The following is a 16,256-nucleotide window of genomic DNA, read 5'->3' as shown; positions in this document are numbered from 1 at the left end:
GTACGCAGAAATCAATAACCCGGTTTATCGAAACAGCAGGCGCAGCGCTTTGCGCAAGTACGACCAACGCCCCAGAATGTGCCAGTCGGCCCGTAGCGCTTGCATATAGAAGGTCTTCGCCAGCGCGTACTCACGATGCGAGTAGCAATCCCGGAACAATGACAGGCAACGCTGCGCCAGATAGGCCTGACGCAAATCATGAAACTCTTGTGGCATTCGCCGACTGGAAAAGACCTCGCTGACAACCTGTTCGGTACCCGCCGCAAGACTCTGATGCAGGTCATGACGCATGCTGTCTGCGTGCTTGTAAATGAGCGCCAGTGGTTGCTGCAGGACGCTGCAAGGGAACCGCGCCAACACCTGCGCGAAGACCGGCAAGTCCTCGACGTTGCGCAACTGTTCCGGATAGTTGCCCGGTGCGAACACCTCGCGATGCATCGCACAGGCGCCGTTGGAGATTGACACGGTTTTATCCAGCAGATAGCCCTTGACCCGCTGCCGCACCGTGGCAGGCAATGGCTTTACAGGCTGCAGGCTGCGTTTGCCCCCGGAGAAAACCGACCAGTGCGAGCCGATGATCATTCTGGTCTCGGGGTTGCTCGCGATATGTCGCGCCAGAGCGGCCAGCGCCCCCGGCGCCATTTCGTCATCAGCGTCGAGAAACACGAGAAAACGCCCGCTGGTTTCCTCGATCCCGCGGTTGCGCACGCAGGAAAGTCCGCCATTGCTTTGTCGTATTGCCCGAAATCGTCCGGCATGCTCGACCAGCAGTCTGTCCAACACTTCAGGCGTCGTGTCTGTAGACCCATCATCGATGACCAGCAGATCCGCTGCGGCCTCGTGCAACTGCGCCAATACCGACTCCACTGCCCGTGGCAGCGATCTGGCGTAGTTGTACGCGGGGATCACGACGCTGATCAGTGTTTCAGTCAAGACCGTTTCCTTGCACGCCTTCTTTGACGACAAGAATATCTTCCATGATCAGATATTGCAGGTCAGAGCCGAAAAACATGTTCAGGGCGTCAGTCGGCGAGCAGATCATCGGTTCGCCCCGACGGTTGAGCGACGTGTTCAGCGATACGCCGTTACCGGTCAGGTCTTCCAGCGCCTTCATCATGTCGTAGTAGCGCGGGTTGTACTCACGCTTGAGCACCTGAGCGCGTGAAGTACCGTCTTCGTGAACGACTTCCGGGACGCGCGTCTTCCACTCCTCGGCCACTTCGAACGTGAAGGTCATGAACGGCGCGGGGTGATCGATCTTGATCATCTGTGGCGCGACGGTGTCGAGCATCGACGGGCAGAAAGGCCTCCAGCGCTCACGGAACTTGATCTGGTGGTTGATGCGGTCAGCCACACCGGGAATGCTCGGGCAACCGATGATCGAACGACCGCCAAGTGCACGCGGGCCGAATTCCATGCGGCCCTGGAACCAGGCCACCGGATTGCCCTCGACCATGATCTTGGCAATCTCTTGCGGCATGTTGTCGAGTTTGCGCCAGGTCGGCTTGTTCTCATGACGGGCGCAGGCGGCAATCACATCTTCGTTGCTGTAAGACGGGCCAAGGTAGACGTGCTCCATCTTCTCCACCGGTACGCCACGAGCGTGGGACACGTAAGCGGCGGCGCCTACGGCCGTACCAGCGTCACCGGATGCCGGCTGGACGAACAGCTCTTTGATGTCGTCGCGGGCAATGATTTTCTGGTTCAGTTTGACGTTCAACGCACAGCCGCCGGCGAAGGCCAGCTTGCCGGTTTCCTTGAGCACATCGCCCAGGTAGTGGTCGATCATCTGCAGCGCCAGCTTCTCGAACAGCGCTTGCATGCTGGCGGCGTAGTGAATGTAAGGCTCGTCGGCGATGTCGCCTTCTCGCTTCGGCCCCAGCCACTCGATCAGCTTCGGAGAAAAGTAGAAGCCTTTGCCCTTCTCTTTATAGCGGCGCAGGCCGATGACGTTGGCGTAGTCGGTGTTGATCACCAGCTCGCCATTCTCGAACGAGGCCAGACGCGAGAAATCATATTTGCTGGCATCGCCGTACGGCGCCATGCCCATGACCTTGAATTCGCCGTCGAGCATCTCGAAGCCGAGAAATTCGGTGATCGCACCGTACAGACCACCGAGCGAGTCCGGATCGAAGAATTCCTTGATCTTGTGGATCTTGCCGTTTTCGCCGTAGCCGAAGAAGGTCGTGGCGTATTCGCCCTTGCCGTCGATGCCGAGGATCGCGGTTTTCTCTTTGAAACCCGAGCAGTGGTAGGCGCTGGAGGCGTGAGCCAAATGATGCTCGACCGGCTCGATCTTGATTTTCTTCGGATCGAAGCCCAGTTGCTCCAGGCACCAGACGATCTTGTTGCGATAGCGCTTGTAGCGACGGTTGCCCATCAGGATCGCATCGAGCGCGCGATCCGGTGCATACCAGTAGCGCTTGGCGTAGTGCCAGCGGGCTTTGCCGAACAGGCTGATCGGGGCGAAAGGAATCGCCACTACGTCAACGTCGGAAGGTTTGATGCCAGCTTGCTCGAGGCAGAACTTTGCCGATTCGTAGGGCATGCGGTTCTTTGCATGTTTATCGCGTACGAAGCGCTCTTCTTCTGCCGCCGCGACCAGCTTGCCGTCGATGTACAAGGCTGCGGAAGGATCATGGCTAAGGGCGCCGGACAGGCCAAGAATCGTCAATGCCACAGGGGTCTAGCCTCTTTAGTCTGCATGCAGGCGCGATGCGCCTTGAAAATTGATGTGTCCTCGCACAGGGCGAGTGACAGCTAAAGGGCGGGATTATAGCGTAAACGTCACTGAAATTACCCTGTACGAATTGACTCGTGGCGATCGGAGGAAAGAAACCGGGCGCGAGTATTCAAGTACAGCCCGCCCCCGAGCAACCATCCGGTGAAATTAACATCGGAGCCCAGCAGAGCACAGTTGATGGCTTCCACAGAAGTTGTAGGACAAATCGCGGTTTTCTGTCCGCCAACGCAAACGGGCATCTTTCAACGCATTCGCGCCCTTTCGCCAAAGCCTTCAACCAGCGCCGGGGGCTGCCTTCGGCAACCGCTGATCAATCGCCTTGTACAATGCACTGCTTTCAGGCCAGTTGCGCATGAATCGCGCGCGATCACGGGCATAGGCCGGTGCAAAACTGCCGTCGGATCCATGCTGACACATCGAATCCAGATCGATCAGCGCCCAGCGATCCTGCTGCCAGAACAGATTGTGCCCCTTGAAATCGCCATGACTGATGCGCTCGGCGATCAACCGGGCAAACAGTTGATCCAGCGCCTGCAACTCGGCTTCCGGTGCCTGGCCACTCTCAACGTAAGGCGCGAAGCGCTCGATGATGTCCGGCCCAGGCAGATACTCGGTGACCAGATAGGCACTGCGACGCAGCCACAAAAAGCGCTTCTCCAGTACCGCCAGCGGTTTCGGCGTGGCGATGCCAAGAAAGGCCAGACGATTGCCTTCGCGCCACGAGTGCCAGGCCCGGCTCGGGCGCCAGAAGCGTTTGAGCCAATGGGCAAAACCCTTGATGTTGTAGCGCTTGATCACCAGCGTGCGGCCGTCCGCCTCGACTCGGCCGACGCTGGCCGCGCCGCCGGTCTTGTACAGATGCCCCCGATCAAGCAAGGCGTCTGCCTGATCGAGCACCGGTAGCATGGCAGCCTCTTCTTCGCGGCGAATCGCGCGCAAAGCGAATGCGCCGCGGTGAACCGAAAACAAGGTGCAATCGCGGCCGACCTTGATCAGATAATCCCTGAGTCGCCAGCTACGAACCTTGTCGATCTGCTTCTGCAATGCCTCCAGCGGCAAGGCATGTTCGCTGTTGCTCAGCAGGTAATACACCAGCAATTCTTCAGTGAACGGTTCGAGTGACTTGGGCAACTGGGCGAAAAATACCCCGAGGTTTTCCAGCACCTTTTGCCGCGACAACGGCTGCCCCGGTGTTTCGGCACGCACGCCGGCACCATCGATCAGATACAGCTGAGCGCCGTGGCGCAACAGATTGTCCAGGTGCAGATCTTCCTGCCAGAGTCCTTTGTCGTGCAGCCGGCCGATCGCATCCAGCGCTTCGGCCAACACCGCCGTTTGCTCATCAGCCAGCACGGGCAGCGACTCGACTTTCGCCCAGGCATCGCCGAGGCTTTCAGCCTCTTCAAGAAAGTCGAACAGCAGCCAGCCGCCCTCGCCGTCTTTCAGGCCATCAGCCAACAGCAGCGGCGTGGTCATGCTCTGGGCGGCCAGCAACCGCACGCCTTCGAGCTCACGCTGGAAATGCCGGGCGGCTTTGCTGCCCACCAGCAATTTCGCCAGTACCGGCCGGCCACGCCAGACCCCGGCACCGACATAGCGCTGCCCAGGCAACACCCGCAGCAGACTCAGCAATTGCAGATCCGCCGCACCGGCCGCATCCGCCAACGTCACAGTCAGCGGCAAAGAAGGTGTGCGCCCGGCCAGGGCCAGCTCGGACAAGCGCATCAGCGGGCCTCCTTGTGGCTGCGCCGCGCCGTCAGCCGCACCAGCCAACGGTCGAGCAGTGAACTGTCATCCGGCTGATCCAGATAAGCCGCGAGCAATTGCCGCAAGTCTGCCTCGCTCCACTGCGGCGCGCGGCGTTGCAACGGTTCGAGATCCTTGACCCGATCGCGCATGCCGAACAGCAGCGGCCGGGTTTTCTCCAGATCGATCAGCTGTGCCTCATAGCCGTCGCCGGTGGCACGCAGAAAAATATGCTTGGGATAAAAACAGCCATGCACCTGCCGCACGCCGTGCAGACGCCGCGCCAGCAATCCGCAAGCCTTGAGGATGGCCGAATGTTGCGCGGCGCTGAGTTGCCCCCAGCGTTCGAGCAACGAATCCAGATCGCTCCAGCCATCCAGTGCGCGGGTGAGCAAAATGGCGCGCACTTCTCCGTCGACCTTGCGCTCACCGAAAAACGCCGCCTGCAGCGCCGGAATGCCGAGCTTGCGATAGCGGCTGATATTGCGGAATTCGCGGGCGAAACTCGGCTCGCCAAAGGGCGCATGCAAGGTACGCGTCAGATAGTTGCTCTGACGCTTGAGGTAGTAACCCTGGCCTTCCAGATCCAGGCGAAACACGCTGCTCCAGCCGCCACCGGCAGTGTTGGGCTCATCCACAGCCTCAAGCTGTTTGGCCCACAGCGCATCGAAAGTGCCGAGACCGTGACGCTCCAGCAGCGCACGGTCTTGTTCGGCGAGAAAATCAGTCATTCCCGTCCCTCAAAAAATCTCACCACGTGCCGAATCCGTTTCTTGTCGGCAACATCGAGCCGATCGCACTGGCGGTATTGCTTATAGAAGCGCAGGCGCTGGGTATTGGACAGGTGATATTTGGCCAGCTTGTCGAGACAGGCCAGGTCCTTGGTGATTCGGTACTTGAGCCAGAAGCCGCGCCAGAATTCGCCATTGGGGCAGTCGATCAGAAAAATCCGCGCCTGATCATCGATCAACAGGTTGCGCCATTTCAAGTCGTTATGGGTAAAGCGGTGATCATGCATTGTCCGGGTATAGCCGGCCAGTTGACGACTGACGCCGTCGACCCAGGCGCGATCTTCAAGCTTGGGATCCTTGCGCTCGGCCAGTGCCGAGAGGTCTTCGGTGTTGGGCAACTCGCGGGTGATCATCGCGCCACGATCGTAGGCCGCGCCCCGCCGCTCCAGCCCCCAGGCCACCACCTCGGCGGTGGGAATGCCCCACTTGGCGAAGCGCTTGAGGTTCTGCCACTCCATCTTCACCCGCGGCTTGCCGAGGTAGCGGCGCAGGCCCTTACCGGCGCCGACGTAGCGCTTGACGTAGTAATTGACACCGTCGCGCTGCACGCGGATCACCTCCGACAGCGGATCGCGGGTCAGGCGTTCACCCTGCAACGCAAACACCGCTTCGAGGCTGCCGAAATCTTCGGCAAGCTCGCTGTACTGCGGCTCAAGAGTCCAGCCCGCCATCAGAGCGCGTCCCCGTAACGCTGCTTACGCTCGTAGAGCTTGTCGGCCTTGCCTTGCAGCCAGTTCAGCAGCGGCGCTTCCTGCGCCAGAATCTGCCGCAGCGGCTGCTGGAAATAGCCCTTGAGGAAACGCAGTTTGTCGCGGCGGGTCAGGCCGATATCCAGCGCCGAAAAGTACAGCGCCGCCAGGTCCTTGTTGCGCCAGCGCTGAGTGATTTTCGCGCGGGTCTGGGCACGGTGCAGGTCGATCACCGAGAGCTTGAAATCTTCCGGCGTGACCGGCTTGTCGGTGTGCAGCAGGAAGTGGCAGATGTAGCAGTCACGGTGGTTGACCCCGGCGCGGTGCATCATGCCGGTCATCCGCGCGACTTCGGCAATCAGCGCGCGCTTGAGCTTCGGCTCCGGCGGCTGTTTGACCCAGTCGATGCTGTAATCTTCAAGACTGATGGTCGGCGCCAGTTCTTCGGTGACGATAAACGAATGCTGATCCGCCGGATTGCTGCCCTTCTCGCCATAAGCGACGGCGGTCATGGTCGGCACGCCGACCTCCTGCAACCGCTGAATGGCTTTCCACTCTTGCCCGGCGCCAAGCACCGGCAGTTTGGCGGTCAGCAGGTTCTTGAAGATTTCACCCCAGCCGATGCCACGGTGGATCTTGACGAAAAAGCCATGCCCGTCGACTTCGGTGCGCAATGTCCGGCGCGCTTCCAGCTCGCGGTATACCTCGCCCTGCAAGCCTTCGACTGCGGCGAACGGGTCGCGTCCGGCCCAAAGGCTTTTGAACGGTTCAGCCAGCATCAACTTCATTAAGCGTGCTCCGCCAGAATCACATCGGCCGCGTGCTGCGGCATGCTGTAGAGGTCGGCCGTCTCGGCGAAGGCCAGACCGTTGCGGCTCCAGGCCGCACGTGCAGCGTCGTTGCTCAACATCTCGGTCAGGTACTGCGTCAGTTGCGCCTGCTCGAACGGCTCGTCCAGCACTCGCCCGGCATCCGCCTCGGCAATGTAATGGGCATAACCGCAGACCGCGCTGACCAGCACCGGCAACCCGGCCACCAGCGCCTCAAGCAGCACGGTGCCGGTGTTTTCGTTGTAGGCCGGGTGGATCAACAGATCGGCGCCAAGCAGAAAACGCGGGATATCGCTGCGCCCTTTGAGAAAGGTCACATTGTCGCCCAGGCCCAGCGTCGCACTCTGCATCTGGAACAATTTGGGGTCATCCTGGCCGATTACAAACAGCCGCGTGCGTTTGCGCAATTCGCCAGGCAATCCGGCCAGCGCTTTCAGGCTGCGATCGACACCTTTGGTCTTGAAGCCGGAGCCGATCTGCACCAGCAGCAGTTCGTCGTCCTTGAGATTGAACTCGGCGCGGAAGCCGGCGCGGATTTCATCAGCATTCGCTGGACGCCGACGATCCTGGGCGATGCCCGGCGGCAGCAGATGGAAGCGTTCGAGCGGGGTGTCGTAATACTTGATGAACAGTGGCTGCTGCACTTCGGAAATCATCAGTACTTCGGTCTTCGCGTCTTTGGCAAACACCTCCCGCTCGTACTCGGCGAAGTGGCGATAGCGGCCCCAGCGGCGGTACAGCGAGTTACGCAGGTTCTGCGCCTTGTCTTCGAAGCAGCCGTCGGCGGCGTAGTAGACGTCCAGGCCCGGCATCTTGTTGAAGCCGATCAAACGATCGACCGGGCGCCTGGCCAGATCCGCTGCCATCCACGCGCTGAGTTTTTCGTTGCGGCGGTGATTGAAGAACGCCTTGACCGGCGCCACCAGCACTTCAAAGCCCGGCGGTACGTCGCCTTCCCAGATCAGCGTGTAGACGCGAATCTGATGACCACGCTTCTGGCATTCGAGGGCTATGCGCATGAAATCGCGCTGCAAGCCACCGAACGGGAAATATTTGTACAGGACGAATGCCAATTGCATCAGCGCAGCTCCTCAGCCATCAACAACGTGCTCAGTCGACTGGCGACACGCTCGGGATTTACACGCGTGAAGCACAGAGGCTGCTCGCGTTTCAGGTCAAACTGACGGGCATCCTGCTCGGTCGGTTGATAAGTACATTTCTTCTGCAGGCAAGGCGCGCACGGGAAGTCGCTGGCCAGATGAATCTGCAATTTGCCGTAAGCGCCGGTCAGGCCCGGGTTGGTCGGGCCGAACAACGAAATGGTCGGCACGTCCAGCGCAGCGGCCAGATGGCCGAGTCCGGTGTCCACCGCCACGCAAGCCTGCGCGCCGGCGAGGACTTTGCCGACGCCGGCCAGATTCAGCTTCGGCAGCACTTCGGCGTGCTTGAACCCGGCAGCGATGCGCTCGGCGCGGGCCTTTTCCTGCGGGTTGCCCCACGGCAGTCTGACGCCGACGCCAAGATAGCCAACCCGCTCGGTCAGCTCGCGCCAGTAGAGTTCCGGCCAGTGCTTGGTGTCCCAGGTGGTGCCGTGCAGGAACACCACGTAGGCATTCCTGCGTGGCAACTCGACCAGTCGTTCGACGTTGAGGCCGTAATCGCCGAGGCCTTTGGGCAAGTCGTACCCGAGGGCAATGGCGAACAACTGCCGCACGCGCTCGACGGCGTGCTGACCACGGGCCACCGCCAGTTTGCGGTCATAAAAACGCGAAGCCATCGGCTCACGGGCCGAACCTTTATCGAGACCGGCCACCGGCGCTTTGACGTAGCGGGTCAGCCAGGCGCTTTTCAGCAGGCCTTGGGCATCGATCACCAGATCGTATTTGTTCGCGCGCACGCTTTGCTTGAAACGTTTCCACTCACCGCTGGTAATGGTCTTCCAGATATTTTTGCGCCAGCGGCGGATCGCCACCGGAATCACTTTGTCGACGGCCGGGTGCCAGGTCGGGATCTCGGCGAAGCCTTCTTCCACCACCCAGTCGAATTTGATTCCGGGAATGGCCCGGGCGGCGTCAGTCAGCGCCGGCAACGCATGAATCACGTCGCCCAGCGATGAAGTCTTGATCAGCAATACCCGCAAGTTAATGAACCTCGACCACGGAGCCCTGCAGTTTCTGCAAGGCATCATTGACCGCATCCGGCATCAGCTGGCGCAGGCAGTTGTAATGGCCGAAACGGCAGGTGCGATCAAAGCAAGGGCTGCATTCGATGCCCAGGCGCACGATCTCGACCTGCTCAGCCAATGGCGGCGTGAAGCCCGGCGAGGTCGAGCCGTAGACCGCGACCAGCGGACGATTCAATGCCGCAGCGACGTGCATCAGACCGGAGTCGTTGGACACCACCGAATCGGCGCAGGACAGCAGATCGATGGCCTCGGCCAGTGAGGTGCCGCCGCTGAGATTGACCGACTCTTCGCGCAAACCCGGGATCAGCCGGGCGCGAATGTCTTCGCCCACTGCATGATCGTTTTTCGAGCCGAACAGCCATACCTGCCAGCCTTCGCGGATGCGCGCTTCGGCGACCTTGGCATAGTGCTCGGACGGCCAGCGCTTGGATTCGCCGAACTCGGCGCCGGGGCACAGGGCCAGGACCGGGCGATCGAGGGTCAGACCGAATTTCGCCAGGGCCGCTTCGCGGGTGACCGGGTCGATTTGCAGGCTCGGCCGCGGGTACGGCTTCGGCAGCTCGGCGTTCGGCTCGTAGGCCAGAGCCATGAACCGCTCGATCATCAGCGGATAGCGTTGTTTGTCGAGGGTGCGCACGTCGTTGAGCAGGCCGTAGCGGAATTCGCCGCGCCAGCCGGTGCGTTTAGGGATGCCGGCAAAAAACGGCACCAGCGCCGATTTCAGCGAATTGGGCAGCAGGATCGCCTGATCGTACTGACCGCGCAGGGATTTGCCGATACGCCGGCGCGTCGCCAGTTCCAGCGCACCGTGGCCGAGCGGGAAGCTCAAGGCCTTGCGCACTTCGGGCATGCGCTCGAGGATCGGCCGGCTCCACTCGGGCGCCAGCACGTCGATTGCGCATTGCGGGTGGCGCTGTTTGAGGCACTGAAACAGTGTCTGCGCCATCACCATGTCACCGACCCAACTGGGCCCAACGATCAGAATATTCATGTGGTTTCCAAAAACGAACCGGGGAGGCATTTACGCCTCCCCGCCTCGATAATCATTGTGGAAGCGGCGCTGCTGGCGATGGGTCACTTGCTTCAACATGACTGTCGACTGTCATTGCGCTATCGCGAGCAGGCTCACTCCTACACGGTTTTGCATCTGTTCACATCACTGCGACTCACCGCAGGTCCATTGTAGGAGTGAGCCTGCTCGCGATGGGGTCGTTACATTCAACATTAATGTCGTCTGACACTCCGCTATCGCGAGCAGGCTCACTCCTACAGGGTTTTGCATCCGGCCATACATTTGTGGCTCAGCTTAGCCCCAACTCTTTCCAAATCCGCAAAACCTGCCGGCGTTCGTCGGCAAACTGGTCGCCCGGTATCACCCCGGCGTCTTTCTGCAAGGCCTGCCGATGGGCGGCGGAGCGGTAGGCCTTGTAGGCCTCGCGCAACAGGCTGGCATCTTCGGCGGGCATCAGCCCTTCGTGTTCCAGCTCTTCCAGAATGCGGATGTTATCGGTCCAGCGCAGCAGGGGCGGATGGCTCTGCGACCACGCCAGGGCCGCGTATTGCACCATAAATTCAATATCGACGATACCACCGGCGTCCTGCTTGAGGTCGAACGGCACGCCTGCATCGAAAGCGTTCGCCGCGGTACCGGCCGCGGTAATCCGCGTGCCGAGGTTGTCGCGCATCTTCGCGCGCATCTCGCTGACTTCCTGTTGCAGCCTGGCCAGATCTCGCGGCTTGCCCAATACCTGCGCGCGGACCTTCTCGAAAGCCTGGCCGACATCCTGACTGCCCACCAGCACCCGCGCGCGCACCAAAGCCTGATGCTCCCACGTCCAGGCTTCGTTTTCCTGATAGCGGGCAAACGCGCCAAGGGAACTCACCAATAGCCCGGAAGCACCGGACGGACGCAGACGCATGTCCACTTCATACAGCTGGCCGGAGTTGGTCTGCGCCGTGAGCAGGTGAATGATCCGCTGCCCCAGGCGCGTGAAGAACTGCGCGCCATCGATGGATTTCGGCCCATCGGTTTCCGCCTGCGGATCGCCGTCGTGGATGAACACCAGATCCAGATCCGAACCATGCCCTAATTCAATGCCGCCGACTTTGCCATACCCGACAATGATGAAGCCGGGATCGCACAAGGTGCCATCGGTGCGCAGCGGCGTGCCGTACTTGGCCACGGTCTGGCGCCAGGCGAGGGCCAGCACTTGTTCGAGAATCGCCTCGGCCAGCCAGGTCAGGTAATCGCTGACTTTCATCAACGGCAGACTGCCGGCGATTTCCGAGGCAGCCACGCGCAAGCGGTGCGCCAGTTTGAAATGGCGCAGGGCTTCCATTTGTTGTTCGAGGTCGTCCTCGGGAATTCGCGTCAGGCGCTCGCGCAACTCGGCCGCCAGTTCCGGCGCCAGCGGCGGTTTGAACAGCCGGCCCTCGTTGAGCAATTCGTCGAGCAGCAGCGGGAAGCGAGTGATCTGCTCGGCAATCCACGGGCTCGCCGCACACAGGGTCAGCAAACGCCGCAGCGCACCGGGGTTTTCCGTGAGCAACACCAGATACGCCGAACGCCGAGCCACCGCTTCCACCAGTGGCAGCACGCGCTCAAGTACCAAGTCGGGATTGTCGTGCTCTACCGCTTGCGCGAGCAGTCGCGGAATAAAGGCATCGAGACGCTCGCGCCCCAGTCGCTGCATCGCGCGCAATTGCGGACTGCCGCGCAAACCGGCCAGCGCCTTCAGCGCTTTGCCGGCATCGACAAAACCGCCCTCCTGCAACTGTCGGCACGCGGCCTCTTCGTCTTGTTCTTCTTCCCACAATGGCAGCCATTCACCACCGACCACCACTTCGCTTTCGCTGCCCTCTTCCTCATCGGGATCGGCAATCACCTGGGCGAAATGCCAGGCCACGCGGCCGCGCCAGAACATCAATTGTTCATGGAAGGCCTGCCAATCGGCGAAACCCAGCATGAACGCGATACGCGCCTGATCCTGCGCATTGTCCGGCAGCATTTGCGTCTGCCGATCGGCAATCGCTTGAATCGCGTGTTCGGTGTAACGCAGAAACTCGTAACCTTCGCGCAACTCACTGACCACCGCCGGCGGCAGATAGCCCTGCCCCTCCAGCGTGCTCAGCACCTTTAATAGAGGGCGCTGTTGCAGGCTCAGGTCGCGGCCACCGTGGATCAACTGGAAGGCCTGAGCAATGAACTCGACTTCACGAATGCCGCCGGAGCCGAGCTTGATGTTGTCGGCCATGCCTTTGCGCCGCACTTCCTGCTGGATCAGCTGCTTCATGGTGCGCAGCGCTTCGATCGCCGAAAAATCCAGGTAACGGCGGTAGACGAACGGCCGCAGCATGTCGAGCAACTGCGCGCCGGCAACCTGATCGCCAGCCACCACCCGCGCCTTGATCATCGCGTAGCGTTCCCAGTCGCGGCCCTGATCCTGGTAATACTGCTCCAGCGCATTGAAGCTGAGCACCAGCGCGCCGGACGATCCGTATGGGCGCAGACGCATGTCAACGCGGAAAACGAAGCCGTCGACCGTCATCGGATCGAGGGCCTTGATCAGACGCTGACCGAGACGAATGAAAAATTCCTGATTATCCAGCGAGCGCTTTACACCAACCGTTTCGCCGCCTTCGGGGTAGGCGAAGATCAGGTCGATGTCCGAAGAAAGATTCAACTCGACCGCGCCGAGTTTGCCCATGCCGAGGATGACCATCTGCTGCGGCAGCCCGCTGCGCCGGCCAGTCGGTGTGCCGAATTGCTCGCAATGGCGGCTGTACAGCCACTGATAAGCCTGATCGATGGTGGCGTCGGCCATGTCCGAGAGGTCGCGGCAGGTCTGCACCAGATCGGCCTGGCGGGTCAGGTCGCGCCAGATGATCCGCACCTGATGGCGCGCGCGCTGGCGGCGCAGGGCACGGCCGAGCTCATCTTCGTTCTGCGCGCTGTTCGCGGCGGCAGCGATCTGCGCGCGCAACTCGCCGGGCGCGAAGGGTCGGTCGAGTTCGCCGGACGCCACCAGCGACAGCAACATCAAAGGGTCACGAACGCTCTGTTCAATGACAAACTCGCTGGCGGCGGTGACGCGGGCAAATTGCGCCCAGCGCTCCGGCGACCAGTTCGACAGGCCGTGATCGTCTTCAAGGGCGGCGACGGACGTACGGAACGACTGCTCGGATCGGCTGACCAACGGCAGGAGAATGGCGGGCAGTTCGGCAAGCGCGGGCAGGGTCATGTTCTATCCTTGATCGGCGTATAAGGGGCCGCTTGTAGTGAATGATGAAAACCCGCTACGTGAAGGACTGTCGAACAAAAGTTAGAAATAGCTGAAATTTCTTCTTCTTTGGCATCCAGCATCAAACTTTCACCTTATTCGGATGGAAATCGACCCGCCTTAACGATTATTCTCACAACGCAGTCGGAGGCCACAAGCCTTTCATCTGTAGTTTTACTACTCGTCTATACATTCGAAAGGCTGAAATGCCGGAAGATTTGTAGTAAAACTACACGCCGCCGGAACAACCTGTCGGCAATCCAAGAATTTTAAATCGTCTGCCCACAAGGCCAGTCGCAAACTCAGGCAACCGATTCTGGAAGCCTTTCCGCCCTGGAGCAAGCCATGCAAGACCTCGATCCCGTCGAAACCCAGGAATGGCTGGACGCCCTGGAATCGGTTCTCGACAAAGAAGGCGAAGACCGTGCTCACTATCTGATGACCCGTATGGGCGAACTCGCGACCCGCAGCGGCTCGCAGCTCCCTTACGCGATCACCACGCCTTACCGCAACACGATCCCCGTTACCCACGAAGCACGCATGCCTGGCGACCTGTTCATGGAACGCCGCATTCGCTCGCTGGTACGCTGGAACGCGATGGCCATGGTAATGCGCACGAACCTGAAAGATTCGGACCTGGGTGGTCACATCTCCAGCTTCGCTTCCAGCGCGACCCTGTATGACATCGGCTTCAACTATTTCTTCCAGGCCCCGACCGACGAACACGGCGGCGACCTGATCTACTTCCAGGGCCACACCTCGCCAGGCGTTTACGCCCGTGCATTCATGGAAGGCCGCATCACCGAAGACCAGATGAACAACTTCCGCCAGGAAGTCGACGGTCAGGGCCTGTCGTCCTACCCGCACCCTTGGCTGATGCCTGACTTCTGGCAGTTCCCGACCGTATCGATGGGTCTGGGCCCGATCCAGGCGATCTACCAGGCGCGCTTCATGAAGTACCTGGAACACCGCGGTTTCATCCAGCCGGGCAAACAGAAAGTCTGGTGCTTCCTGGGCGACGGCGAGTGCGACGAGCCGGAATCCCTGGGCGCGATCTCCCTGGCCGGCCGCGAGAAGCTGGACAACCTGATCTTCGTCATCAACTGCAACCTGCAGCGCCTCGACGGCCCGGTTCGCGGCAACGGCAAGATCATCCAGGAACTCGAAGGCGTGTTCCGCGGTGCACAGTGGAACGTGACCAAAGTCATCTGGGGCCGTTTCTGGGACCCACTGCTGGCCAAGGACGTCGACGGCATCCTGCAACGTCGCATGGACGAAGTCATCGACGGCGAGTACCAGAACTACAAAGCCAAAGACGGCGCGTTCGTTCGCGAGCACTTCTTCAACACGCCTGAACTCAAGGCAATGGTTGCCGATCTGTCCGACGACGAGATCTGGAAACTCAACCGTGGCGGCCACGACCCGTACAAGGTCTACGCGGCGTACCACGAAGCGGTCAACCACAAGGAACAACCCACCGTCATCCTGGCCAAGACCATCAAGGGTTATGGCACCGGTGCCGGCGAAGCGAAGAACACTGCGCACAACACCAAGAAGGTCGACGTCGAGAGCCTGAAGCTGTTCCGCGACCGCTTCGACATTCCGGTCAAGGACGAAGAACTGGAGCACCTGCCGTTCTTCAAGCCAGAGCCGAACAGCGCCGAAGGCCGCTACCTGGCCGAGCGTCGTGCCGCACTGGGCGGTTTCGTGCCACAGCGCCGCGCGCAGAGCTTCAGCGTACCGACTCCGGATCTGGATACCCTCAAAGCCATCCTCGATGGCTCCGGCGACCGTGAAATTTCCACCACCATGGCCTTCGTGCGGATCCTCGCGCAACTGGTCAAGGACAAGGAAATCGGCCCGCGCATCGTTCCGATCATCCCGGACGAAGCCCGTACCTTCGGTATGGAAGGCATGTTCCGTCAGTTGGGCATCTACTCGTCCGTCGGCCAGCTCTACGAGCCAGTCGATAAAGACCAGGTGATGTTCTACAAGGAAGACCAGAAAGGTCAGATCCTTGAAGAAGGCATCAACGAAGCAGGCGCCATGAGTTCGTTCATCGCTGCCGGTACTTCGTACTCCAGCCATAACCAGCCGATGCTGCCGTTCTACATCTTCTACTCGATGTTCGGCTTCCAGCGTATCGGCGACCTGGCCTGGGCCGCTGGCGACAGCCGTACCCGTGGCTTCCTGATCGGCGGCACCGCCGGCCGCACCACCCTGAACGGTGAAGGTCTGCAGCACGAAGACGGTCACAGCCATCTGCTGGCCGCGACCATCCCGAACTGCCGCACCTACGATCCGACCTACGGCTACGAGCTGGCGGTGATCATTCAGGACGGCATGAAGAAGATGACCGAAGAGCAACAGGACATCTTCTACTACATCACCGTGATGAACGAGTCGTACCAGCAGCCAGCCATGCCGGCCGGTGCCGAAGAAGGCATCAAGAAAGGCATGTACCTGCTCGAGGAAGACACTCGCGATGCGGCGCACCACGTTCAGCTGATGGGTTCCGGCACCATCCTGCGCGAAGTGCGTGAAGCGGCGAAGATCCTGCGTGAAGAGTTCAACATCGGCGCTGACGTGTGGAGTGTTACCAGCTTCAACGAACTGCGTCGCGACGGCTTGGCCGTAGAACGCAGCAACCGTCTCAAGCCTGGCCAGAAGCCGAAGCTGAGCTACGTCGAAGAGTGCCTGAGCGGTCGCAAGGGGCCGGTCATCGCCTCTACCGACTACATGAAGCTGTTCGCCGAGCAGATTCGTCAGTGGGTACCGTCCAAGGAATTCAAAGTCCTGGGCACCGACGGTTTCGGCCGCAGCGACAGCCGCAAGAAACTGCGTCATTTCTTTGAAGTCGACCGTCATTTCGTGGTGTTGGCAGCCCTGGAAGCACTGGCTGACCGTGGTGATATCGAACCTAAAGTCGTGGCAGAAGCCATCGTCAAGTTCGGCATCGACCCGGAAAAACGCAACCCACTGGACTGCTGAG

At 60.6% G+C, this 16,256-nt stretch carries 12 protein-coding genes; 1 reads left to right on the top strand and 11 read right to left on the bottom strand.

Annotated elements, in window-relative coordinates:
- Positions 1-24: 24 nt before the first annotated feature.
- From LIS66_RS02290 to LIS66_RS27680, 11 genes are all read right to left on the bottom strand, one after another.
- Positions 25-933, bottom strand: a complete 909-nt coding sequence (locus tag LIS66_RS02290; protein ID WP_042607762.1) for a glycosyltransferase family 2 protein — start codon at positions 931-933, stop codon at positions 25-27.
- Entirely contained in the window at positions 926-2,680 is a 1,755-nt protein-coding gene (locus tag LIS66_RS02285) for a carbamoyltransferase (protein WP_042607761.1), read from the bottom strand. The genes LIS66_RS02290 and LIS66_RS02285 overlap by 8 nt, the downstream gene beginning before the upstream one ends.
- A gap of 336 nt (positions 2,681-3,016) precedes the next feature.
- Positions 3,017-4,468, bottom strand: a complete 1,452-nt coding sequence (locus LIS66_RS02280; RefSeq protein ID WP_227973530.1) for a lipopolysaccharide kinase InaA family protein — start codon at positions 4,466-4,468, stop codon at positions 3,017-3,019.
- The gene (locus LIS66_RS02275) at positions 4,468-5,220 is read right to left on the bottom strand and encodes a lipopolysaccharide kinase InaA family protein (RefSeq protein ID WP_123419866.1); all 753 of its coding nucleotides are present in this window, start codon (positions 5,218-5,220) and stop codon (positions 4,468-4,470) included. The genes LIS66_RS02280 and LIS66_RS02275 overlap by 1 nt, the downstream gene beginning before the upstream one ends.
- Positions 5,217-5,951: a lipopolysaccharide kinase InaA family protein gene (locus LIS66_RS02270; RefSeq protein WP_042607758.1), complete on the bottom strand. Its 735-nt coding sequence runs from the start codon at positions 5,949-5,951 to the stop codon at positions 5,217-5,219. The genes LIS66_RS02275 and LIS66_RS02270 overlap by 4 nt, the downstream gene beginning before the upstream one ends.
- Complete coding sequence (rfaP, locus tag LIS66_RS02265) at positions 5,951-6,757, bottom strand: lipopolysaccharide core heptose(I) kinase RfaP (protein ID WP_064363185.1); 807 nt, start codon at positions 6,755-6,757, stop codon at positions 5,951-5,953. The genes LIS66_RS02270 and rfaP overlap by 1 nt, the downstream gene beginning before the upstream one ends.
- Complete coding sequence (locus tag LIS66_RS02260; protein ID WP_227973529.1) at positions 6,757-7,878, bottom strand: glycosyltransferase family 4 protein; 1,122 nt, start codon at positions 7,876-7,878, stop codon at positions 6,757-6,759. Before LIS66_RS02260 ends, rfaP begins: the two co-directional genes overlap by 1 nt.
- Positions 7,878-8,939, bottom strand: a complete 1,062-nt coding sequence (gene waaC / locus LIS66_RS02255) for a lipopolysaccharide heptosyltransferase I (RefSeq protein WP_227973528.1) — start codon at positions 8,937-8,939, stop codon at positions 7,878-7,880. The genes LIS66_RS02260 and waaC overlap by 1 nt, the downstream gene beginning before the upstream one ends.
- Position 8,940: 1 nt before the next feature.
- Entirely contained in the window at positions 8,941-9,975 is a 1,035-nt protein-coding gene (waaF, locus tag LIS66_RS02250; RefSeq protein WP_042607754.1) for a lipopolysaccharide heptosyltransferase II, read from the bottom strand.
- A gap of 310 nt (positions 9,976-10,285) precedes the next feature.
- Positions 10,286-13,225 (bottom strand): bifunctional [glutamate--ammonia ligase]-adenylyl-L-tyrosine phosphorylase/[glutamate--ammonia-ligase] adenylyltransferase, encoded by a 2,940-nt coding sequence (gene glnE / locus LIS66_RS02245; RefSeq protein ID WP_042607753.1) that lies wholly within the window; start codon positions 13,223-13,225, stop codon positions 10,286-10,288.
- Positions 13,222-13,347, bottom strand: coding sequence for a hypothetical protein (locus LIS66_RS27680; RefSeq protein WP_265583206.1), 126 nt, complete (start codon positions 13,345-13,347; stop codon positions 13,222-13,224). The genes glnE and LIS66_RS27680 overlap by 4 nt, the downstream gene beginning before the upstream one ends.
- 262 nt (positions 13,348-13,609) lie before the next feature.
- On the opposite strand from LIS66_RS27680, the gene aceE reads away from it, so the two are divergent.
- Complete coding sequence (aceE, locus tag LIS66_RS02240) at positions 13,610-16,255, top strand: pyruvate dehydrogenase (acetyl-transferring), homodimeric type (protein ID WP_042607752.1); 2,646 nt, start codon at positions 13,610-13,612, stop codon at positions 16,253-16,255.
- The last annotated feature ends 1 nt before the right edge of the window (position 16,256 follow it).

It is taken from the genome of Pseudomonas sp. HN2, assembly GCF_020736465.1.
Lineage (GTDB): Bacteria > Pseudomonadota > Gammaproteobacteria > Pseudomonadales > Pseudomonadaceae > Aquipseudomonas > Aquipseudomonas moraviensis_A.
Note: the sequence above shows the minus strand (reverse complement) of the source record. Positions and strands in the feature narration are given on the sequence as shown.